Origin of the sequence: Streptosporangium jomthongense (assembly GCF_042650425.1) — a bacterium.
Taxonomy (GTDB): domain Bacteria; phylum Actinomycetota; class Actinomycetes; order Streptosporangiales; family Streptosporangiaceae; genus Streptosporangium.
Genome location: NZ_JBHSBC010000022.1, coordinates 134,378 through 153,924, shown reverse-complemented (window position 1 = coordinate 153,924; position 19,547 = coordinate 134,378). Strand labels below are relative to the sequence as shown.

The 19,547-nt window shown below is 71.0% G+C and carries 17 protein-coding genes; 9 read left to right on the top strand and 8 right to left on the bottom strand.

Translation table 11 applies throughout. From position 1 onward, the window contains the following. Positions 1–293: 293 nt before the first annotated feature. Positions 294–6,857, top strand: a complete 6,564-nt coding sequence (locus tag ACFOYY_RS23130) for an RHS repeat domain-containing protein (RefSeq protein ID WP_386191875.1) — start codon at positions 294–296, stop codon at positions 6,855–6,857. A gap of 60 nt (positions 6,858–6,917) precedes the next feature. Here the strand turns inward: ACFOYY_RS23130 and ACFOYY_RS23125 are convergent, their stop codons facing one another. Beyond that, positions 6,918–7,823, bottom strand: coding sequence for a LysR family transcriptional regulator (locus ACFOYY_RS23125; RefSeq protein ID WP_352015960.1), 906 nt, complete (start codon positions 7,821–7,823; stop codon positions 6,918–6,920). Positions 7,824–7,925: 102 nt separating this feature from the next. Here ACFOYY_RS23125 and ACFOYY_RS23120 point away from each other — a divergent pair, with 102 nt between their 5' ends. Beyond that, on the top strand, positions 7,926–8,810 hold the full coding sequence (locus tag ACFOYY_RS23120) for an NmrA family NAD(P)-binding protein (RefSeq protein WP_386191873.1): 885 nt from the start codon (positions 7,926–7,928) through the stop codon (positions 8,808–8,810). 69 nt (positions 8,811–8,879) lie between these two features. Beyond that, the gene (locus tag ACFOYY_RS23115) at positions 8,880–9,116 is read left to right on the top strand and encodes a hypothetical protein (RefSeq protein ID WP_386191870.1); all 237 of its coding nucleotides are present in this window, start codon (positions 8,880–8,882) and stop codon (positions 9,114–9,116) included. Here the strand turns inward: ACFOYY_RS23115 and sigJ are convergent. Next, positions 9,101–10,021, bottom strand: coding sequence for an RNA polymerase sigma factor SigJ (sigJ, locus tag ACFOYY_RS23110; RefSeq protein WP_386191867.1), 921 nt, complete (start codon positions 10,019–10,021; stop codon positions 9,101–9,103). The two genes, ACFOYY_RS23115 and sigJ, sit on opposite strands and share 16 nt — an antisense overlap. 138 nt (positions 10,022–10,159) lie before the next feature. Between sigJ and ACFOYY_RS23105 the strand changes: the two genes are divergently transcribed. Then, positions 10,160–11,317 carry an NAD(P)/FAD-dependent oxidoreductase gene (locus ACFOYY_RS23105; RefSeq protein WP_386191865.1) on the top strand — a complete coding sequence of 386 codons (1,158 nt, stop codon included), beginning with the start codon at positions 10,160–10,162 and terminating at the stop codon, positions 11,315–11,317. Here the strand turns inward: ACFOYY_RS23105 and ACFOYY_RS23100 are convergent. Together ACFOYY_RS23100 and ACFOYY_RS23095 are read right to left on the bottom strand one after the other, a co-directional pair. Beyond that, on the bottom strand, positions 11,310–11,963 hold the full coding sequence (locus ACFOYY_RS23100) for a response regulator (protein ID WP_386191862.1): 654 nt from the start codon (positions 11,961–11,963) through the stop codon (positions 11,310–11,312). The genes ACFOYY_RS23105 and ACFOYY_RS23100 overlap by 8 nt on opposite strands. Next, on the bottom strand, positions 11,951–13,099 hold the full coding sequence (locus tag ACFOYY_RS23095; RefSeq protein ID WP_362778342.1) for a sensor histidine kinase: 1,149 nt from the start codon (positions 13,097–13,099) through the stop codon (positions 11,951–11,953). The genes ACFOYY_RS23100 and ACFOYY_RS23095 overlap by 13 nt, the downstream gene beginning before the upstream one ends. Positions 13,100–13,230: 131 nt before the next feature. Here ACFOYY_RS23095 and ACFOYY_RS23090 point away from each other — a divergent pair, with 131 nt between their 5' ends. Then, the gene (locus ACFOYY_RS23090; protein ID WP_362778339.1) at positions 13,231–13,626 is read left to right on the top strand and encodes a DUF6069 family protein; all 396 of its coding nucleotides are present in this window, start codon (positions 13,231–13,233) and stop codon (positions 13,624–13,626) included. A 21-nt stretch (positions 13,627–13,647) separates the two neighbouring features. Here the strand turns inward: ACFOYY_RS23090 and ACFOYY_RS23085 are convergent, their stop codons facing one another. Then, positions 13,648–14,205: a hypothetical protein gene (locus tag ACFOYY_RS23085; RefSeq protein ID WP_386191857.1), complete on the bottom strand. Its 558-nt coding sequence runs from the start codon at positions 14,203–14,205 to the stop codon at positions 13,648–13,650. An 87-nt stretch (positions 14,206–14,292) separates the two neighbouring features. Here ACFOYY_RS23085 and ACFOYY_RS23080 point away from each other — a divergent pair, with 87 nt between their 5' ends. Together ACFOYY_RS23080 and ACFOYY_RS23075 are read left to right on the top strand one after the other, a co-directional pair. Next, complete coding sequence (locus ACFOYY_RS23080; RefSeq protein ID WP_386191854.1) at positions 14,293–15,345, top strand: sensor histidine kinase; 1,053 nt, start codon at positions 14,293–14,295, stop codon at positions 15,343–15,345. Next, a complete protein-coding gene (locus ACFOYY_RS23075; protein ID WP_386191851.1) occupies positions 15,342–16,016 on the top strand; it encodes a response regulator in 675 nt (224 codons plus the stop codon). The genes ACFOYY_RS23080 and ACFOYY_RS23075 overlap by 4 nt, the downstream gene beginning before the upstream one ends. On the opposite strand, the gene ACFOYY_RS23070 is transcribed toward ACFOYY_RS23075, so the two are convergent. Next, on the bottom strand, positions 15,944–17,047 hold the full coding sequence (locus tag ACFOYY_RS23070; protein WP_362913724.1) for a hypothetical protein: 1,104 nt from the start codon (positions 17,045–17,047) through the stop codon (positions 15,944–15,946). The two genes, ACFOYY_RS23075 and ACFOYY_RS23070, sit on opposite strands and share 73 nt — an antisense overlap. A 126-nt stretch (positions 17,048–17,173) precedes the next feature. Between ACFOYY_RS23070 and ACFOYY_RS23065 the strand changes: the two genes are divergently transcribed. Further along, positions 17,174–17,809: a hypothetical protein gene (locus ACFOYY_RS23065; RefSeq protein WP_386191848.1), complete on the top strand. Its 636-nt coding sequence runs from the start codon at positions 17,174–17,176 to the stop codon at positions 17,807–17,809. Between the two features lie 492 nt (positions 17,810–18,301). Beyond that, positions 18,302–18,574, top strand: a complete 273-nt coding sequence (locus tag ACFOYY_RS23060) for a hypothetical protein (RefSeq protein WP_352015973.1) — start codon at positions 18,302–18,304, stop codon at positions 18,572–18,574. A 151-nt stretch (positions 18,575–18,725) separates the two neighbouring features. Here the strand turns inward: ACFOYY_RS23060 and ACFOYY_RS23055 are convergent, their stop codons facing one another. Then, a complete protein-coding gene (locus ACFOYY_RS23055) occupies positions 18,726–18,914 on the bottom strand; it encodes a hypothetical protein (RefSeq protein ID WP_386191845.1) in 189 nt (62 codons plus the stop codon). Between the two features lie 15 nt (positions 18,915–18,929). Next, positions 18,930–19,469, bottom strand: a complete 540-nt coding sequence (locus ACFOYY_RS23050) for a GNAT family N-acetyltransferase (protein ID WP_386191842.1) — start codon at positions 19,467–19,469, stop codon at positions 18,930–18,932. Between the last annotated feature and the right edge of the window lie 78 nt (positions 19,470–19,547).

The following is a 19,547-nucleotide window of genomic DNA, read 5'->3' as shown; positions in this document are numbered from 1 at the left end:
CGATGATCATCAATAACGACGCTGCGAGTACGGCCGACCGCCGAAGTGCCGCCACCGTTTTCCCCTATCCGAGTAGATCTTGCCGGGCTGGACTGTAGCCGTCGGCATCTCGTCAAGGTCGCCGCGCTGTCAAAAATGGCAGTAAACCAGCCAAAAATGGCAGATTTCCGGCGATGTGGAGATAAGAGAAGTGCAATTATTTTTCACCTGGTTAGGCGGCTTTTCGCGCATAAAGCCCATCAGGTGCGATCGGCGGAAAAGTGCCACTTTCTCCCATGGCGAGGAACGTCCCTATGCGGAAACGAAACCGAAAACTGGTCGGCGCGGCGGTGATGACGACGGTGATGACGACCATGCTGGCCGCGTCCCTTGTCGCCGGTGAGGTCGGAGGGGTCGCCTCGGCCGCCACCACCGGACCCCCACGGGAACGCGCGGTGAAGGTGAAACGGTTCGAACCACCGACGCCGGGCAAGGTGCCCAAGGTCAAGGCGTGGAGACCCGAGCGGCCCGTGTGGCCCGGGCGGGAGAGCGCCGACGTCGTCCTGCCCGCCGTACCGGACGGTGCGGCGGGCAGGAGCGCCGACGGCGGTACGGCGGTGCGCGCGGGCGGGCTGCCGGTGTGGCTCGCGGCCACGGCCGGCCACGGCCCGGCGACCGTGCGGGTGGAGAACCTCTCGGTCGGGCAGAGCCGTGACGCCCTGACGCTGCGCCTGACCCGTACCGACAAGGTTCAGGGTGCCGAAGACAAGGTGCGGCTCACCGTGGACTACCGGGGCATGGCCTCGGCCGTCGGCGGCGACTGGGCCTCCCGGCTGCGGCTGTGGAGCGTCTCCACGTGCGTTCTCACCCCCGCGCACACGGCCTCCCCCGCTCCCGAGCACACCGCCGCCTCCACTCCCACACCGCCCGAGACTCCCGTTCCCGCGGGCACAGGGACCAGGACCCCCATCCCCGCCCCGACCGGGCCCGTCCCCGCCCTCACCCCCACCCCCAGCACCGTGCCCCTGCCACGCGTCACCTCCACGGCCACCCCCGTGGCCACCCCCACCCGCATGTCCTCCGGTCCCACCCCCGGCTCCCTGCCCCTGCAGCCCCCCGACTCCCCGGCCGTCTCCCCGACCCCCGACGCGGCCCCGACCGGGACGGCTCCCGGGTGCGGCCCCGTCGAGCTGCCCTCAACCGTGGACAGGGACAAGGGCACGGTCAGCGCCCAGGTGAACGCCACCGGGCTGGTCATGCTCGCCGCCGACTCCTCCGGTCCCACCGGGGACTACGCCGCCACCTCGCTCACCCCGTCGTCGACGTGGAACACCGGCGGCAACAGCGGCGACTTCACCTGGTCCTACCCGATGCGGGTGCCGCCCGGCCTCGGCGGACCCGAGCCGCAGCTCACGCTGTCGTACTCCTCGGCACGCGTGGACGGCCTCATGGCCGCGGCCAACACCCAGCCCTCCTGGGTCGGGGAGGGCTTCGACTGGAACCCCGGCTTCATCGAACGCCGCTACGGCGCCTGCTCCAAGGACATGGAGAACGGCGCGAACAACCAGGCCGAGACCGGTGACCTGTGCTGGGTCACCGACAACGCGACGCTGTCACTGCCCGGCCACTCCGGTGAGCTGATCAGGAACGGCGACCGCTGGCACCTGCGCGACGACGACGGCCTGAAGGTCGAGCGGCGCACCGGCACGACCAACGGCGACGACAACGGGGAGTGGTGGGTCGCCACCGACACCGACGGCACCCAGTACTGGTTCGGCGGACGCGCGGGCTCGCAGTCCACGCTGAGCGTGCCGGTCTTCGGCAACCACGCGGGGGAGGCGTGCCACCAGAGCACCTTCGCCGCGTCGAGCTGCCGTCAGGCCTTCCGCTGGCAGCTCGACTACGTGGTCGACACCCACGGCAACACGATGCGCGTCTCCTACGCCAAGGAGACCAACCGCTACAGCCGCAACTCCACCACGACGGACGCCGCCGACTACGACAGGGCGGGCTACCCGGAGAAGATCGAGTACGGCACGCGCGGCCTGGACGACGCCCCGCAGATGCGGGTGGTGCTCGGCACGGCCGACCGCTGCCTGGCCGACTGCGGGACCAAGGACGCCGCCCACTGGCCGGATGTGCCCTTCGACCAGGAGTGCACCGCCTCCCCGTGCAAGCCGCAGCAGATCTCCCCGACCTTCTGGACGACCAAGCGGCTCTCGACCGTCACCACCCAGGTGTGGAACACCGCCGGGACCGCCTGGCGTGACGTGGAGTCGTGGACCTTCGACCACACCTTCCCCGACCCCGACGACCGGGGCTCGGGCACCTCGGTCACCCCCGTGCTGTGGCTGAACACCATCACCCACACCGGCCGGGCGAGCACCGAGACCGGTTCGGCGGTGACGCTGCCCAAGGTGCGGTTCACCCCCAAGCTGCTGCCCAACCGCGTCGACACCGCGGGCGACCAGTACCCGGCGATGAACAGGTACCGGATCGGTGCGATCAAGACGGAGACCGGGAGCACGATCGACGTCACCTACGCCGGCGCCGACTGCGTCGCGGGCACCAGGACGCCCGCCCTGGACAACCTGCACGACCACGGCCTGCGGTGCTACCCGGTCAAGTGGACGCCGTCCGGCCACACCGAACCCATCACCGACTTCTTCCACAAGTACGTGGTGTCCCAGGTGACCCAGGCCGAGGCGACCGGCTCCTCCCCCCGGACGATCACCGGCTTCACGTACGGCGGCGCCCCCGCCTGGCACTACACCGACGAGGACGGCCTGCTCCAGGACGACGACAAGACCTGGTCGGTGTGGCGCGGCTACGGCCTGGTCACCAGGACCACCGGTGAGGGACCCACCCGCGTCCTGGAGGAGACCCGCTACTTCCGGGGGATGAACGGCGACCGGCTGCCCTCGGGAACCCGGTCGGTGACGATGCCCGCCGCGGGCGGCGCCCCCGCGACGGCCGACGAGGACGCCTTCGCCGGCATGGTCCGCGAGGTCGTCTCCCGCGACGTCAACGGCGTGGAGATCGGGGCCACGGTCTACCGGCCCTGGCAGTCGGACCCGACCGCCAGCCGTACGATCGACGGTTCGACGGTCCACGCCCGCCTCGTCGACAACGGCGCCACCTACACCCGCACCACCAGGGACGGCGGCAGGGCACCCCGTACGACCACCTCCTTCACCGAGTTCGACGCCTACGGCATGCCGGTGTGGGCCGAGGACAAGGGGGACGACGCGGTCACCGGCGACGAGGAGTGCTCCACCACCGAGTACACCCGCAACGCCGGCATCTGGCTGGTCGACCGGGTCTCGCGCGTGCGCAGCTTCGCGCTGGACTGCGCCACGGCCAAGGCCAAGGTGACCGCGGGCACGGTGACCGAGACGGACCTGATCACCGACGTGCGCACCGCCTACGACGGCGCCACGGCCTGGGAGGGCGCGCCCGCCCCGACCAAGGGCGACGTCACCCTGGTCGAGTCGGTCAAGGCCCTCACCGGGTCCACCTGGTCGTACGTGACCGACAGGAAGGTCACCTACGACGCCTACGGGCGGGTGCTGACCGAGACCGACGCGCGCGGCGCCACCGTCACGACCGCGTACACGCCCGCCTCGGGCGCGCCGCTCACCGGGAAGACGGTCACCGGCCCGCTCGGCTGGACGACCGTCACCGTCCTCGACCCCGCCCTCGGCCTTCCCCGGACCACGACCGACGCCAACGGCCGGGTGACCGCCCTGGCCCACGACGGCCTCGGCCGGTTGACCGCGGTGTGGCTGCCGGGCAACGACAGGTCGTCCAACGCCGACAAGCCGTCGATCGGCCACGCCTACCAGGTGAGCGACACCGGGCCGATCGTGGTGACCAGCAGGAGGCTCAACCACGCGGGCGACTACATCACCTCCTACGCCTTCTACGACAGCCTGATGCGTCAGCGACAGACGCAGAGCGCCGACGCGGCGGGTACGGCCGACCACGTGGTCGTGACCGACACCTTCTACGACTCGGCCGGACGTGTCCTCAAGACGCACAACCCCTACCTCGCCGACGCCGCGCCCGGCCCGACGCTCGTCGTGCCCGCGCAGGACGTCCCCTCGGCCGAGTACACCCTCTTCGACGCCGCGGGCCGTACGAGCGCCCAGGTGCACCTGGTGGACGAGGCTCCCGCCAGCCCGGGAGGGGTCGACGAGCGCTGGCGCACGGTGTTCGGCTACGGAGGCGACCGTGAGGACGTCACCCCGCCGGCGGGCGGCGTCGTCACCTCGTCGGTGAAGGACGCGGCCGGACGGGTCGTCGAGACGCGTCAGTACCGCACCGGGAACGTCGCGGGCAGCGCGGCCGGATTCATCAGGACGTCGTACGCCTTCGACAACAAGGGCAGGCTCGCCAAGACGACCGACGCCGAGGGCAACGAGTGGCTCTACACCTACGACCTGCGCGGTCGCCTGGTCGGCAGCACCGACCCCGACATCGGGACGGTCACCAAGACCTACGACGACGCCGGTGACCTGGTCACCGCGACCAACGCGAGCGGCCAGGTCACCGCCTTCACCTACGACGCCCTCGGACGTAGGACGACCGTTCGGGACGACTCGGTCACCGGCGACAAGCGTGCCGAATGGGTCTACGACACGGTCGCCAAGGGACAGCTCTCGAAGTCGACCAGGTACGACGGCACCGACCAGTACACCAAGACGATCACCGGGTACACCGTCGGCTACCAGCCGACCCAGGTGGTCTACGGCATCCCGGCCGCGCAGGCGGGCCTGAACGACACCTACACCTACGTCAACACCTACTGGCCCAACGGCCTGCCCAGGACCACCCGCCTGCCCGCCGTCGGCACCCTCGGCCAGGAGGAGCTGAGCCACGGCTACGACGCGCTTGACCTGCCGACCACGCTCGGCACCACCATGGGCGGCAGCTACGTGACGGGGACCGACCACACCAGCTTCGGCGAGGTCTCCAAGATCAAGCTGAGGAACAACGCGGGCAGGACCGCCGACATCTCCCGCGTCTACGAGAGCGACACCCGGCGCCTGGAGACGATCAAGACCGTGAAGGAGAGCTCTCCCGCCGTCGTCTCCGAGCTGAGTCTCGCCTACGACGCCGGGGGCAACGTCACCCGGATGTCGGACCTGGCCGGCGGCGACACCCAGTGCTTCGGCGTCGACTTCCTGCGCAGGCTCGAACAGGCGTGGACGCAGACGTCCACGACGTGCGCGCAGACGGTCAGCGCCGGGGTGGTCGGCGGGACGAACCCGTACTGGCAGTCCTACACCTACGACGACATCGGCAACCGGACACAGATGGTCAAGCACGGCACCACCTCCGGTGACGCCGTCACCACCTACACCGTGCCGGACGGCGCGCACCGGCTGAGCGCCTCCTCGACCACCGACGGCGTGGGCACGAGCTCGACCGCCCACACCTACGACGCCTCGGGCAACATGAAGACCCGTTCGTCGGCCGCCGGGACCCAGACCATGACCTGGGACAGGGAGGGTCGCCTGACCTCCGTGCAGGACGGCACCGGCACGACCGGCTACGTCTACGACGCCGACGGCGGCCGGCTGGTCCAGCGTGATCCGGCCGGGGCCACGCTGTACCTGCCGGGACAGGAGCTGCGCTACACCACCTCGGGCGGGGCCAAGACCGGCACCCGCTACTACTCCCACGGCGGACAGGTCGTCGCCACCCGTTCGGGGAACACCTCGACGACCGTCAGCTGGCTCAGCGGCGACCAGCACGGCACCGCGGGCAACGTCATCGCCAACACCGACACCCAGGCGGTCGCCGTACGCCGCATGACCCCGTTCGGCGAGGCGCGCGGCCTCACCGGGACGTGGCCGACCTCCATGAACAAGGGGTTCGTCGGCGGGACCATGGACGAGACCGGGCTGACCCACCTCGGCGCCCGGGAGTACGACCCGGCCATGGGGCGGTTCATCTCGGTGGACCCGCTCATCGACATCAAGGACTCCCAGCAGGTCAACGGCTACACCTACGCCAACAACAACCCGCTCTCCTTCACCGACCCCGACGGGCTGATCCACCGCTCGTGCCCCGACGGCGAGTGCAGTGACGGCAAGGGAGGCGCCCACCAGAACCGCGCCCACAACCCGGCGCACGACTACAACCCGCCCTACAACCCCGGCTTCAAGGGCGGTCCGTGCGGTGCCAGGCCGTGTCCCACCGCGGACAACGCGGACTGGGGGCCGCAGGGCGCCCGCCCGCGCGGCGACAACATGTCGCCTCTGAACGGTGGTCCGTGCGGTGCCCGGCCCTGCCAGGAGTACGAGGTCGCCCCGATGGGCTGGGACCGGAAGATCGACAATTCGGAGCCGGCGCCCTTCTGCGTCGACGGCCTCTTCAACTGCGCATGGGAGGGCGCCTGGGCCAACATACTTCCCCCCTCGAACCACATCCTGAAGCAGATGGGGCACGACCTCACTCCCGACTACATCTCGGTCGACTACACGGCGATCGTGCCCACCGGCCGTATGGGCGGAGCCGGGGGAACGGCGGGGCTCACGATCACCAGGTACGGCCAGGTGACCGTCAACGAACCACGTGGCAGCCTGGGCGCTCCCGGCTTCGGCGGGAGCGCACGGCTGGGCTGGACGAACGGCGGCAACGACCCCGCGTCGGTCAACGGCTTCGTCCAGGGCGAGGCCGCGAGCGCCGGGATCGCGGTGCCCGCCCACCGCCTGTTCGGGGTCGCCGTCGCCGGGGTCGCCTCCGTGGCCGACCCGAGTCAGCAGGCCGTTGAGTTCGGCGTCGTGGGCATGCCCCCGCCGACGAAGGTGGGCGTCGTGACGGCGGTGACCTTCGGAAGGTACTGGTTCACGATGCCCGGCGGCCGGTGACCGGTCACCTCTGACGTCCCTCCCGGTCCCACGGGGCCGGGAGGGACCCTGGCCGGGGCGTCACGGTCCTGCGGGACCGGCCGCGACGGCTGTGGCCGTACGGACGAAGGCGGCGACGGCCGGTGACCGCGACTCCCTCGGCCAGGCCAGGACGAGGGTGAGCGGCGGGAGGTCCTCGACGGGCCGGTAGACGACGCCGGGGCGCGGATGGCGCCGGACGACCGAGGCGGGTGGGAACCAGACGATGCTTCCCACCTCGATCAGATTGAAGATCTGGGCCAGGTCCAGGGTCCTCGACCTGGGCCCGGCCACCGCCCCGCGCGGACGCCGGTCGTCGTCGCCGGGAACGGGCGGGAGGCCCTCCCGGTCGGCAGGGGTCCCGTCGGGCAGGACCCGGTCGGACAGGTCGGCCAGCCGCAGGCGGGGGCGGGCGGCCAGCGGATCGGCCGCGGCCAGGGCGACCAGCCGGGGTTCGGTCAGCAGCGGTTCCACGTCGAGACCGTGGTCGTCGAAGGGGGCGGGCAGCAGCGCGACGTCCGCGCGGCCGTCGCGCAGCGCGGGCGCCTGCCCTCCCCGCCCGCCCAGCACGAGCCGCACCGGCAGGGCCGCGGCCTCCTCCCGGTAGCGGGTGAGGATCAGCGGCAGCAGCCCGCCGTCGTAGTCGGCCTTCAACGCCAGCCGCAGCTCGGGCTCGGGCCGACCGGCGTTCCTGGCTCGTCGTCCGGCGGCGGTGACCGCGTCGAGCGCGGTCCTGGCGTCGCGGAGCAGGACCTCGCCCGCCGAGGTCAGCGCGACCTGGCGGGTGGAGCGCGTCAGCAGCGACACACCCAGCTGCCGCTCCAGGTTCCGGATCATCCTGGACAACGGCGGTTGCGCCATACCGAGCCGCTCCGCCGCGCGCCCGAAGTGCAGTTCCTCCGCGACGGCCACGAAATACCGGAGCTGACGGACTTCAAGGTCATTCATACCCGTAAGGTATCAATCGCCACAAGATCGGTCCTTCAGCTTCGGTGCGGCCCCCGGTTGACTGGGCGGCGTTCCCTCAACCAACCCTTCCATGGAGCTTCCATGATCGTTGTCACCGCGCCCACCGGTCAGATCGGCCGACAGGTTCTCGGCCGCCTGCTGGCCGAAGGTGAGCACGTCCGCGTGATCGTCCGTGACGCCGCCCGCCTGCCCGCCGGGGCACGCGAGCGCGTGGAGGTCGTCGAGGGCTCGCACCGCGACCTCGACGTGGTCACCAAGGCCTTCGCAGGAGCCGACGCCGTCTTCTGGCTGGTACCGCCCAACCCCCGGGCCGAGAGCGTCGAGGCCGCCTACCTCGACTTCAGCCGCCCGGCCTGCGAGGCGTTCACGGCCCAGGGGGTCGCGCGGGTGGTCGGCGTCTCCGCCCTCGGCCGGGGTACGGCGATGGCCGGCAAGGCCGGTCACGTGACCGCGACGCTCGCCCTGGACGACCTGATCGCGAGCACGGGCGTCGCCTACCGGGCCCTGGCGCTGCCCTCGTTCATGGACAACCTGTTGCGCCAGGCCGAAGCGATCAGAGACCGGGGCGTGTTCACCGCGCCGGTCTCCGGGGACCTCAGGGCTCCGACCTGCTCGACCGGCGACATAGCCGCGGTCGCCGCGGAACTACTGCGCGACGACACCTGGACCGGCGTCGAGGAGGTCCCGGTGCTCGGCCCGGAGGACCTCTCCCACGACGACATGGCGCGGATCATGTCCGAGGTGCTGGGCCGCCCGGTCCGCTTCCAGCGGGTCCCGGACGAGGACTTCAGAGCCAGGCTGGTCGGCTTCGGGATGACCGAGGCCGTGGCCCGGAGCATGCTCGACATGATGCGGGCCAAGGAGGCCGGTCTCGACAACGGAGTGTCCCGCGCCTCGGGGGGCGGTTCCCCCACCGGCTTCCGTCAGTGGTGCCAGGAGGTGCTCAGCCCCGCCGTCCTCGCCTGAGCACTACGGCCGGGAGGCGGTTCATGAGGAGGGCGCCGATCTCCAACCAGGGAGACCTACGGTGCGATCATGCGGCGCTTATGTGGAATCGTCCTGCTGGTCATCGGGGTCATGAGCGTTACGGGCTGCACGCCCCGCGTGGTCGGGATGGCCGGAATCAGTGTCGACCCCCAGGGGCATCCCCTCATCGTCCTGGCCTGGTGCGGCGACAACGCACCCGAGGGGGCGAGCGTCGCCCGCTTCGACCCCCATCGGATACTTCCTGCTCCCCGAGAACACGAACGCCGGGATCACCTTTCCCCCTGAGCGATGTCCACGCCCCACGGCCGGAGCTTGTCGGGGTTGCGGACCGCCCAGATGTGGGTGATCCGGTGGTCCGTGATCTCGAACGCGAAGACCGTCATGGTGACGCCGTCCTCCTGGGCGACCAGGCCCGGCTGGCCGTTGACCGTGCGTTCGAGGAGCGTCTGGCCCTGGAACCTGTCCCGGAGGCGGAGCAGGGAGCGCACGATCCGCTCGGCGCCCTCGACCGGGTGAAGCGCGGCCTTGACCACGCCGCCGCCGTCGCTGGTCACCGTGGCGCCGGGGTCGAGAAGACCGATGAGGGCGGTGACGTCCCCGGCCTCCAGGGCGTGCTTGAAGTCCTTGACGATCCGGGCCTGCCGGGAGGCCGGGGCCGCGGGGGTGTGCGCGTCGCGGATGCGACGGCGGGCCGACGAGGCGAGCTGGCGGCAGGCCGCCGGGGTACGGCCGACGATCTCGGCCACTTCGGCGAAGGCGTAGCGGAAGACGTCGTGCAGGATGAACGCCACCCGTTCGGCCGGGGTCATCGACTCAAGCACGACGAGGAAGGCCATGTTGACCGACTCGTCCAGGGTGACCCGGTCCGCCGGATCGACGCTGGTCCACTCCGTGGGTTCGGGCAGCGGCTCGGGAACCCACTCACCCACGTAGGTCTCCCGCCGGACCCGCGCCGAGGAGAGCACGTTGAGACAGATCCGGCTGGCGACCCTGGTCAGCCAGGCCCCCGGCGACACGATGGCGTCCTGCTCCGGCCGGGACATGGCGTACCAGCGGGCGTAGGTCTCCTGGACGACGTCCTCCGCGTCGGCCAGGGAACCCAGCATCCGGTACGCCAGATTGATCAGCTGACGCCGTTCACCCATGATCACGCTCAGACCGGGATCAGCCGGTTCCGACGGAATGGCCATGGTGCCTCCGCACCCCCTTCGTTCGTCTCCGCCCTCATCCGTCCGACAGGACAGCGTGGCGAACTGTGAGGTCCTCACACATCGGGCCTCCACGCTGTCGGACGGGGCAGGTCAGGAATCGAGAAGGGAAACCTCCCCATGTCCACACCTTCCCACCGGGTCGTCGTCATCGGAGGCGGCTACGCGGGCACGCTCGCGGCCAACCGTCTGCGTGCGCACCCCGGCATCGACATCACGCTGGTCAACCCCCGCCCGGAGTTCGTCGAGCGGATCCGGCTGCACCAGCTCGTGGCCGGTACCGGCGAGGCCACGGCGGGCTACGACACACTGCTCGGCGAGGGCGTCCGGCTGGTCGTCGACAGCGCCACCCGCATCGAAACGGCCACCCGCACGGTACGGCTGGCCTCGGGCGAGGCACTGGACTACGACCACGTCGTCTACGCGGTCGGCAGCACCGGGGCGATCCCGGCCTCGGTGCCCGGCGCGGCCGAGTACGCCTTCGACGTCGCCGAACTGGAGTCCGCACGACGGCTGCGCGCCGGTCTGGAGGAGCTGGCCCCGGACGCCCCGGTCACCGTGGTCGGTGGCGGCCTGACCGGCGTCGAGACGGCCGCCGAACTCGCCGAACAGGGACGGAAGGTCACGCTGGTGTGCGGCAGGACGCTGGCGCCCTCACTGAGCGAGCCGGGCCGCAGGTCAACGGCAAGATGGCTGACGCGGCACGGCGTGGCGGTGATCGAGGGGGCCACGGTGCGCGAGGTACGGCGGGACGCGGTCGTCTTCGACGACGGCGGGGTGCGCGCGAGCGCGCTGACCATCTGGGCGGCCGGTTTCGGCGTGCCGGGTCTGGCCGCCGCGAGCGGGCTGCGCACCGACGCGCTCGGCCGGTTGCTCACCGACGAGACTCTGACCAGCCTCGACGACGAGCGTGTCGTCGCCGCCGGGGACGCCGCGGCCCCATCGGGACAGCCGCTGCGGATGAGCTGCCAGGCCGCCGGGCCGCTCGGGGCGCGGGCCGCCGACACGGTGCTGAGCCGCGTCGAGGGGGCCGCCCCGGCGTTGATCGACCTGGCCTTCGTCGGGTCGTGCGTCAGTCTCGGCCGCCACGCGGGTGTCCGGCAGTTCGCCCGCAAGGACGACACCGCGACGAACCTCTACTTCGACGGCCGGGTGGCGGCGATGTACAAGGAGTTCACCTGCAGGTTCGCGATGTCGAGGATCCGCCGCGAGGCCCGCAGGCCGGGTTCCGCGACCTGGTTCAAGGGCGGCCCACGGAGCGACGCCGCCCTCAGATGAGACCCGCGTCGTGGGCGAGAAGCGCGATCTGGGTGCGGTTGTCCAGACCGAGCTTGGTGAGGATGCTGGAGACGTGGCTCTTCACCGTCGTGACGCCCATGGCGAGTTCGGCGGCGATGTCGGAGTTCGACCGGCCCCGCGCGATCGCGAGGGCCACCTCGTGCTCGCGCGGGGTCAAGGTGGCCAACGTGGCACGGGCCCGTTCGTAGGAGTCGGCATGGGTGAGCGTGCGCTCCACCAGCCGCCGGGTGACGCCCGGCGACAGGATCGGATCACCCGCCGCGACCCGGGTGATCGCCTCGACGATCAGCGCGGGCGGGGTGTCCTTGAGCAGGAACCCGCCGGCGCCCGCGCGCAGCGCGTGCAGGATGTTCTCGTCGGTGTCGAAGGTCGTCAGCACGATCACCTCCGGCGGGCGCGTCCTGGCGCGTAACCGGCGGGTGGCGGTGATGCCGTCCACCCGGGGCATCCGCAGGTCCATCAGGACGACGTCGGGGGCGTGGGCGTCGGTCTCGGTGATCGCCTGCATGCCGTCGGCCGCCTCACCGACGACGGTTATGCCCGCGGCGCCGTCCAGCATCATGGACAATCCGGCGCGGACCAGGGCGTCGTCGTCGACCAGAAGCACACGAATCACGCCGGCCATGGTAACCACGCCCGGAGCAGGAACCGCCCGTCGCTCTCGTGGTGGTCGAGCCGCCCTCCCGCCAGCCGTACCCGCTCGGTGAGCCCGACCAGGCCGACGCCGCCACCGGGCGGGGCCGGGGGCGCGTCCGGGGAGGGCAGCGGGTTGGTGACGGTTATCGTCAGGCGGGTTCCCGGGGAACCGTCCAGCGACACCTCGACCGGCCGGCCGGGGGCGTGCTTGCGGGCGTTGGTCAGCCCCTCCTGGACGACGCGGTAGCCGGTCCTCCCGACGGCGGGCGGCACGTCGCCGGCGGTCTCGTCGCTGAGGTACACGCTCTGGCCCGCCTGCCGCGCCTCGTCGGCCAGCCTCGGCAGGTCGGCCAGCGTGGGCCAGGGCTCCCGCCTGTCCGAGAGCCCGCCCGGGAGGTCGTCCGAGGAGTCGTCCTCCTCACGCAGCAGGCCGATGACCTGGCGCAACTCCTCAAGCGCCTGGTGCACCCCGGAGCGGACCACCCCGGCGGCCCGGGAGAGCCGCTCGGGGGAGGAGTCGGGACGATACTCCAACGCCCCGGCGTGGGTGGCCACCAGCGAGAGGCGGTGGGCCAGCACGTCGTGCATCTCCCTGGCGAGCTTGCGGCGCTCGGCCGTCCGCGCCTCGGCGACCTTCCTGCCCTGTTCGGCCTCGGCGCGGTGGGCGCGTTCACGCAACGAGGCGAGCAGGGCGCGGTGGGAGCGGGCCAGCGTCCCCCAGCCGAGGAGCGCGCCGTACGAGGAACAGATCAGCAGCAGCCACCAGCCCAGGGAGATGCCGGAACTGGGCCGCCACAGGCCCTGGACCAGATGGGCCGCGGCACCCGCGACCGCCACCCCGGCGGCGAGGGGAAAACGCCCGCGCTGGGCCACCTGCAGCGCGCCCATCGTCGCCGCGGGCGTCCCCGTGGGGGAGACCGCGGCCAGGAACGTGGCGGCGAGCGCCCCGGGAACCGGCCACCACAGCTGGGCGAGCGCCGCGACCAGGCTCGCCACCGCGACCGCGACGTCCAGCCACATCAGGGCCCCGCCGCTCAACCCCCACAGCGTCGCGCCGGTGAGCGCTCCGATCCCGAGGACCACACCGGCGACCGCCGCCGACCACGGGGACAACATCTCGCTCATCGACTCAGGCTAACCACGGGTACGGCGACGCCGTCACCTACCAAAGGAGGACCCCGGCCCTGCCGGGGGAGGGCCGGAGGCGGCCACGCGCCGGATGTGGCGGACCACCCGGCCGGGCCATCCTCCTCGGCATGAACATCTCCGGTGGAAGACACCTCAGCACCGTGCTCGTCGCCCCCGTCGCCGCCCTGGCCGTCTGGATCCTGGCGGTTCCCGTGAGCGGGACGAGGGTGACCGTACGGATGGGCGAGGAAACACAGACTCTGGGCCCGGTGCCGGTGGTCGTGGCCGGTCTGGTGGCCGGGCTCGCCGGCTGGGCGCTCCTGGCCCTCCTCCGGCGCCGGGTCTCCCGGCCGCGCCGTACCTGGACGATCGTCGCGGTGACCGTGTGGCTGCTGTCGTTCCTCGGCCCGCTGGGCAGCTCCGCCGGCGGCGGGACCATGCTCGTGCTGCTCCTGATGCACCTGGTCGTCGGCGCCGTCATCGTCGTGGGCCTGGGCCGGGCTCCCGGGGAGGAACGGGGATGAACCGGTGGCCCGGTCGTGCTCTCACCGGTTCCTGCGGCGCCGGTGGTAGGCGTACGCGGTGACGCCGAGCAGGGGTCCCCACAGCAGCAACGGCAGGTAGCAGACGTAGAAGGCCGCGGCCTCCCAGCCGCCCGCCTCGGTGGGGAAGGCCGAGGGGATCGGCTCGCCGCGCAGGGTGGCTCCGGCGAAGTGGGTGACGAAGGTGATCGTCCACACGGTCGTCAGGACCACGGCGCCGAGGGCCGCCGGGACGATGACGAACAGTCTCGGTATTCCCCGGCCACGCAGCCCCGGGACCCAGCGCGGGAACCGTTCACCCCAGGCGGCGACCAGTCCGACCGCCGTGAACGCCACCAGTTCCGACACGATCGACAGCAGGACGACGTACGCTCGTTCGCCGACGCCGACCCCGCCGTCGAACACGATGGGCAGCCGCCAGAGGCCGGACGGCAGCACCGTGAACGGCACGGCGTAGGCGGTGATCCGCGCCCAGCGGGGAACCCCGGCCACCGGGGTGTGGGCCGCTCTCCACATGGCGCGCGTCGGGCCACCGGCCGGCGGCGCGTCGGTTCTCGTCATGCCGCTCACGCTATGAACGGCCAGGCCGGACGACCTCCCCCAGGTGGGGGAGGTGGCCCGGAGAGCGGTCGGCTAACGTCGGTCCCCGTGAGGCGCCCCATCGTCACGGCCCTGCGGGCCGGGATCTACCAACTGCTCGGCGCCGCGCTGCTCACCCCGGTCGCCGTGGTGCTCGGCCTGCTGATCCTGGCCGAACCGACACCGGGACGTCTGGTGGTGCTGTGGGCCGCGTGCCTGCCCGCCGCGGTGCTGCTCGCCATGACACCGCTGATGCGGCGCCTTGAGGTGACCGCCCTGTCGGAACTGCTCGACGTCACCGTGCCCAGGCGGGCCGACCGCGTCTACCTGGTCGTCCTGACCAGCCTGCACCTGTACGGCGGCGCCACGCTCAGCGCCGGCGCGCTGGCGCTGTCTCCCGCCCTGCTGCCGTCGTTCGGGTCACGGCGGGCGTCCGGTGACCTGCCCGAGGCGCTCGAGCTGGCCGTCGCCGTACTGGCCGCGATGGTCGCCGCGGGGTTCGGCCAGCGTTGGGCGGCGCGTCGTCTGCTGCGCGCCGAGCCGTCACAGGTGATCGACGAACTCGGCCGCCGCCAGACCCTCGCCCTGGAGTTGCACGACTCCGTCGGCCACGCTCTCAGCGTCGTCCTGGTGCAGGCCATGGCCGCCGAGGTGGCGCTGGGGCGGACCGAGCCCGCACTCGTCGCGCGGTCGCTCGGCCATCTGACGGACATCGCCCGACACGCCCAGCAGGACCTCGACGTGTTGCTGACCGTGCTCGACGACGGCACAACCGCCGAGGGCCCCACGCTGGAGGAACTCGGCACGCTCACCCGGGGTCTTGACGTGCGGACGAACGTCGCCGACCTCGGCAGGGTGCCTGCCCCGGTCTCGCGTACGGCCTACGCCATCCTCAGGGAGGCGCTCACCAACGCCCTGCGCCACGGCGACGGCCCGGTCACCGTTGACGTCACCGTCGGTGCCGACCTGGTCCTGACCGTGAGGAACACGACCACGGGCACCGCCGGTGAACAGGGACGCGGCCTGACCGGTATGCGCATGCGGGCCCGCCTCGCCGGTGGGACGTGCACCTGGGAGGAGGAGGGCGAGACGTGGCGCGTCCAGGCGAGGCTGCCGCTGTGATCCGGGTCGTCCTGGCCGACGACGAGAAGCTGATCCGTTCGGGATGGGCGACCATCCTCTCCCTCCACGACGACATCGAGGTGGTGGCCGAGGCCGCCGACGGCCGGGAGGCCGTCGAGGCGGGCGTCGGCGCGGACGTCGTGCTGATGGACGTCCGGATGCCCCGCATGGACGGCCTGGCCGCGACCCAGGAACTCGTTCACCGCTCCCCGGCGACCCGCGTCGTCGTGGTCACCACGTTCGAGAACGACCAGCTCGTCTGGGGTGCGCTGCGTGCCGGTGCCGCGGGCTACGTGCTCAAACGCGCCCCCGTCCACGAACTGGTCGAGGCCGTACGGCTGGTGCACTCGCGCGACGCCGTCCTCTTCCCCGACGCGCTGCGCCGCATCGCCTCCCCCCACGTCAGTACGGCCAGGAGCCGCGTTCCGGTCGAGTTGACCCCCCGTGAGCTGGACGTTCTGCGGCACATCTCGCTCGGGGAGAACAACATGGAGATCGCGGCGGCGTTGCGCGTGACGAGGGAGACGGTCAAGACGCACGTCGGCAACGTCCTGGACAAGCTCGGCGCCCGGGACCGCACCCAGGCGGCCGTTCTCGCCTACGAACTCGGCCTGATCTTCGCGGGTACCCTCGCCGACTCCCGTGGCGGCGCGCTACGCCGCCGTGAGTAGGCCAGCAGCGCGGCGCCCATCAGCGGTCCCCAGACGGGGCACGGGAACAACAGGACGAACAGGACACCGTCCAGTGCCGAGCCGCTCTGCACGGCCCCGGCCAGCACCCCCGGGGCCGAGACGCACAGGACGACGGTCGCGAACAGGCCGGGACCGACGGCCAGCACCACCGGGACGGGCCGCCCACCGACCCGGGGCACCCACCGGGGGAAGACCTCGCCCCAGCGGCTGATCAGGCCCAGCGTCAGAACGACGGACAGGACCGAACCCATGCCGATCGTGAACCCCTGAAGCCGGGTGGCCGCGTCGATGTTCGCCGAGACGAGGAACTCGATGTGGCCGGTCCTCGGGTCGTAACCGCCCAACGGCCACGGCGTCACCCAGGACAACCGTGCCAGCGCGTACGGCACGCCGCAGCAGGCGGTCAGGATCGTGACGGTCTTCCCCCACCTCGGGTTCGCCGTCCCGCGCTCATGGGTGAACGATCCGTACGCCAGCCACGCCCACCCGACCGTGATGGCCGCCATCACCCACGACCAGGCGATCCGCCCGCCGTACACGCCGAACCCGACGGCGAGGTTGGTCAGGTAGCGCGAGATCACGTCGGTCGTGGTCAGCCCCAGCACCAGCCCGGTCAGGAGCAGGACCGCCGTCACGTACGCGACGGGTCGCCGCCGTACGCACCCCACGACCACCAGCGCTCCCACGGCCAGGAAGACGACCGGGACCAGGAGATAGCCGATGGACGACAGTACGGACGCGTCTGACATGACCAGGAGGAAGAAGACACTCTGCGCCGCGGCGCCCACACCGACAAGTTTCGGCCGGGACCGGATGCCCAGCGTCAGCAGCACCCCCAGCACCCCGGAGGCCACCAGCAGGCCAACGCCCACGTCGCGTTCGATCCAGTGGTTGAAGCCAACCGTGACCCTGCTGGCCGCGCCGTACGGATAACCGCCGGGGACGAACCACCACAGGGCCGCTACCGCCAGCGTGACCAGGGAAACCACCGATGCCGACAACCGGCGCATTGCTCATCCTCCCGATCCGGAACCCACCGGCCCCGAGCCTGGTCGTCGGCGGACGGCGGAGCCTCCCCCATGTGGGGGAGGGCGTATATCCGTTGCCGCGATCACCGGGGCGGGGGACACTGCTGCATGGATCCCGACGAGTTGCGTCAGACCTTCAGAGAGCTGGGTGCCCGCGTCTACACGGCGTTGCGTGACGGCGGCCTCGAAGCCGGTCTTCTCGTCGAGCTGGCCTGCCTGGTCGAGGACTGGACCGTGTCCACCCCCGCGACCCGGGAACTCCTCGAACGCCGCACCGCCGAACTGACGGCCGCCGACGTGCTCCGGCTGGGCGGGGCCCTTCTCGACGAGGTCAACTTCGTGCCGACCTACGCGCTGGAACCGGCCCTGTTCGCGGAGTTGGAGGAGGACCTGAAGGTCGTGGAACGCGACCTCCGCGCCACGGGGGTCACCGGGACGCTCCGCATGGTCATCCCCGACTGGGACTCCATGGGCATGGCGTGGGTGGAGTTCGACGGCGCCTTCCAGGGCAACGGCATCCCGCCCGGAGCCGGGGGAGTCCTGAACGTGGCCGACGCCGCCCAGGAGGCGATCATGGAGGTGATCTGGAGGGCGTGGCCCGTCTGCCCGGTGCACGACCGGGGCCTGTACACCGAAGCGGAGAACGAGACCGCCGTATGGCGCTGCACGGCCGATGAAGGACACACGGTGGCCCCGATAGGCGAATTCCCTCCTCTGCCCCGGCGCCGAGGCCGCGTCAGATGAGCCCCCGGCCTTCGCAGGTTCCGCGCCGCTCCACGCCGCCTTCAGGGAGCCCAACCTCATCGTGATCGACCAGGTCACCCGCGCCCACATGGAAGCCGCGATCACGGTACTCGTCGACGGCCGCTTCGACCTGGTCCCCGAGGAGGGAAAGTGAGGGCCGCCGTGGTCTCAGCCGGGTGGAGTCACCGCCGGGATGCGGGAACCTCAACCGAGTAGCCGCCAGGAAGGTGGGCCTTCGTGAGCTCCTGGACAATGTCCGCGCCCTGGTTCTCGGCCGCACTCCAGTAAGCGTGAAAGCGTTTCCTGTCCACCGTGGTGCTCTCGATTTTCGTGGCAGGAAACCTGCTGATGTTGGCAGTTCGCCCGCTCACGGCCCGGTGTGGGTTCCGTGAAAGTCTTTGGTCCATCGCATCCGCCAGGGAGGATCCACCTCGCATTTCACGGTGCGGTGCGGCTCCTCCCCCCGTACGGCTGTCAGAGGAAGGTGGCGACATGATTCGCGTCGCACGAAAGATCTCCACGATCGGTGTGGTCGCGGCCACTGCGGTCACCCTGTGGGGAACGGCCGCCCAGGCCGCCCAGGCGAACAGCGGTTCGGCACCGACGGCGAATGTCAGTGAAGAGGGCCACTGGGAGCGTTACTGGTACAACAGCTGGGACCAGTGCAACGAGGACAAGCGGGGATACCAGTTGGTGAACTACTGGGTGGACGGGTGTTACGGCGGGATCGGCACCTACTACCTTGACGTTCATCTCCCCTATTGACCCCGAGCCTTTCCGGCTGGGCCTTTTCGGCCTGAAGCCGCAGGGCGTGGACGCGGCGTGGTGAGTCGCGTCTGATCGTCAGTCGTCGATCAAGATCAATCTATGTGCCGGCTGCTTTCGGCCGTTTTCATATCGTGTCGGGCTTTCGTCGTCACATCAGACGTCGTCCGGCCTGACCGGTCGCCACCGCCCGGCGACCGGTTCTCTCTGGCGCCGCATCGACCCCGGCCGCCAAGCCCTGCTCGTTCTCGTGCGTCTCCGTGAAGGAGAGACCCTTGCCGAGGGCGCAGCCGGGTTCGGGGTCGGTGCGGTCGTCCACGCCGGACTCGGCCGGATCCATCGGTCGCACGCGACCTCACCGGCCTCCGGCTTTCTCAGGCGCCTGGTTCAGGACCTGGTAGAGAACGTGTTCCTGCCATTCTCCGGCGATTTTGAGGTACTGCGGAGCGATTCCGTAGGGGACGAATCCGTTGCGCTTCAGGACACGCTGGGATGCCGTGTTGTGGATGAGCGTCTCAGCCTGGAGGCGGTGCAGCCCCAGTTCTGTGAAGGCGATCTCCTTGGTCTCGGCCACGGCCCTGGTGGCGATTCCCCGGCCGTTGTGGGTCCTGCTGACCCAGTAACCGACGCTGCCCGACTGGAAGGCGCCCCGGGTGATGCCGCTGACGGTGAGCCTGCCGACGAGTGTTCCGGCGTCGTCGAGGATCGCGAGCGGGAGCATCGTGCCGTCGGAGTACGCCCTGAGCGCCGTTTCGAGGAGGTCGCGCTGTGTGGCGACGGTGAAGAAGTCGTCGTCGCGGGTGGGTTCCCACGGGGCCAGGAAGTCGCGGTTCTCTCTCAGTCGTTCCACCAGCGAGGGTGCGTCCTCCACTGAGACAAGCCGTGTGTTGCCCATGCGAGGCACCTGCCTTGGTCGTGGTCCTCCACGTGCGGACAGCATACTTTGTAGTGATTTTTCCGGCGCTGTGTCGAC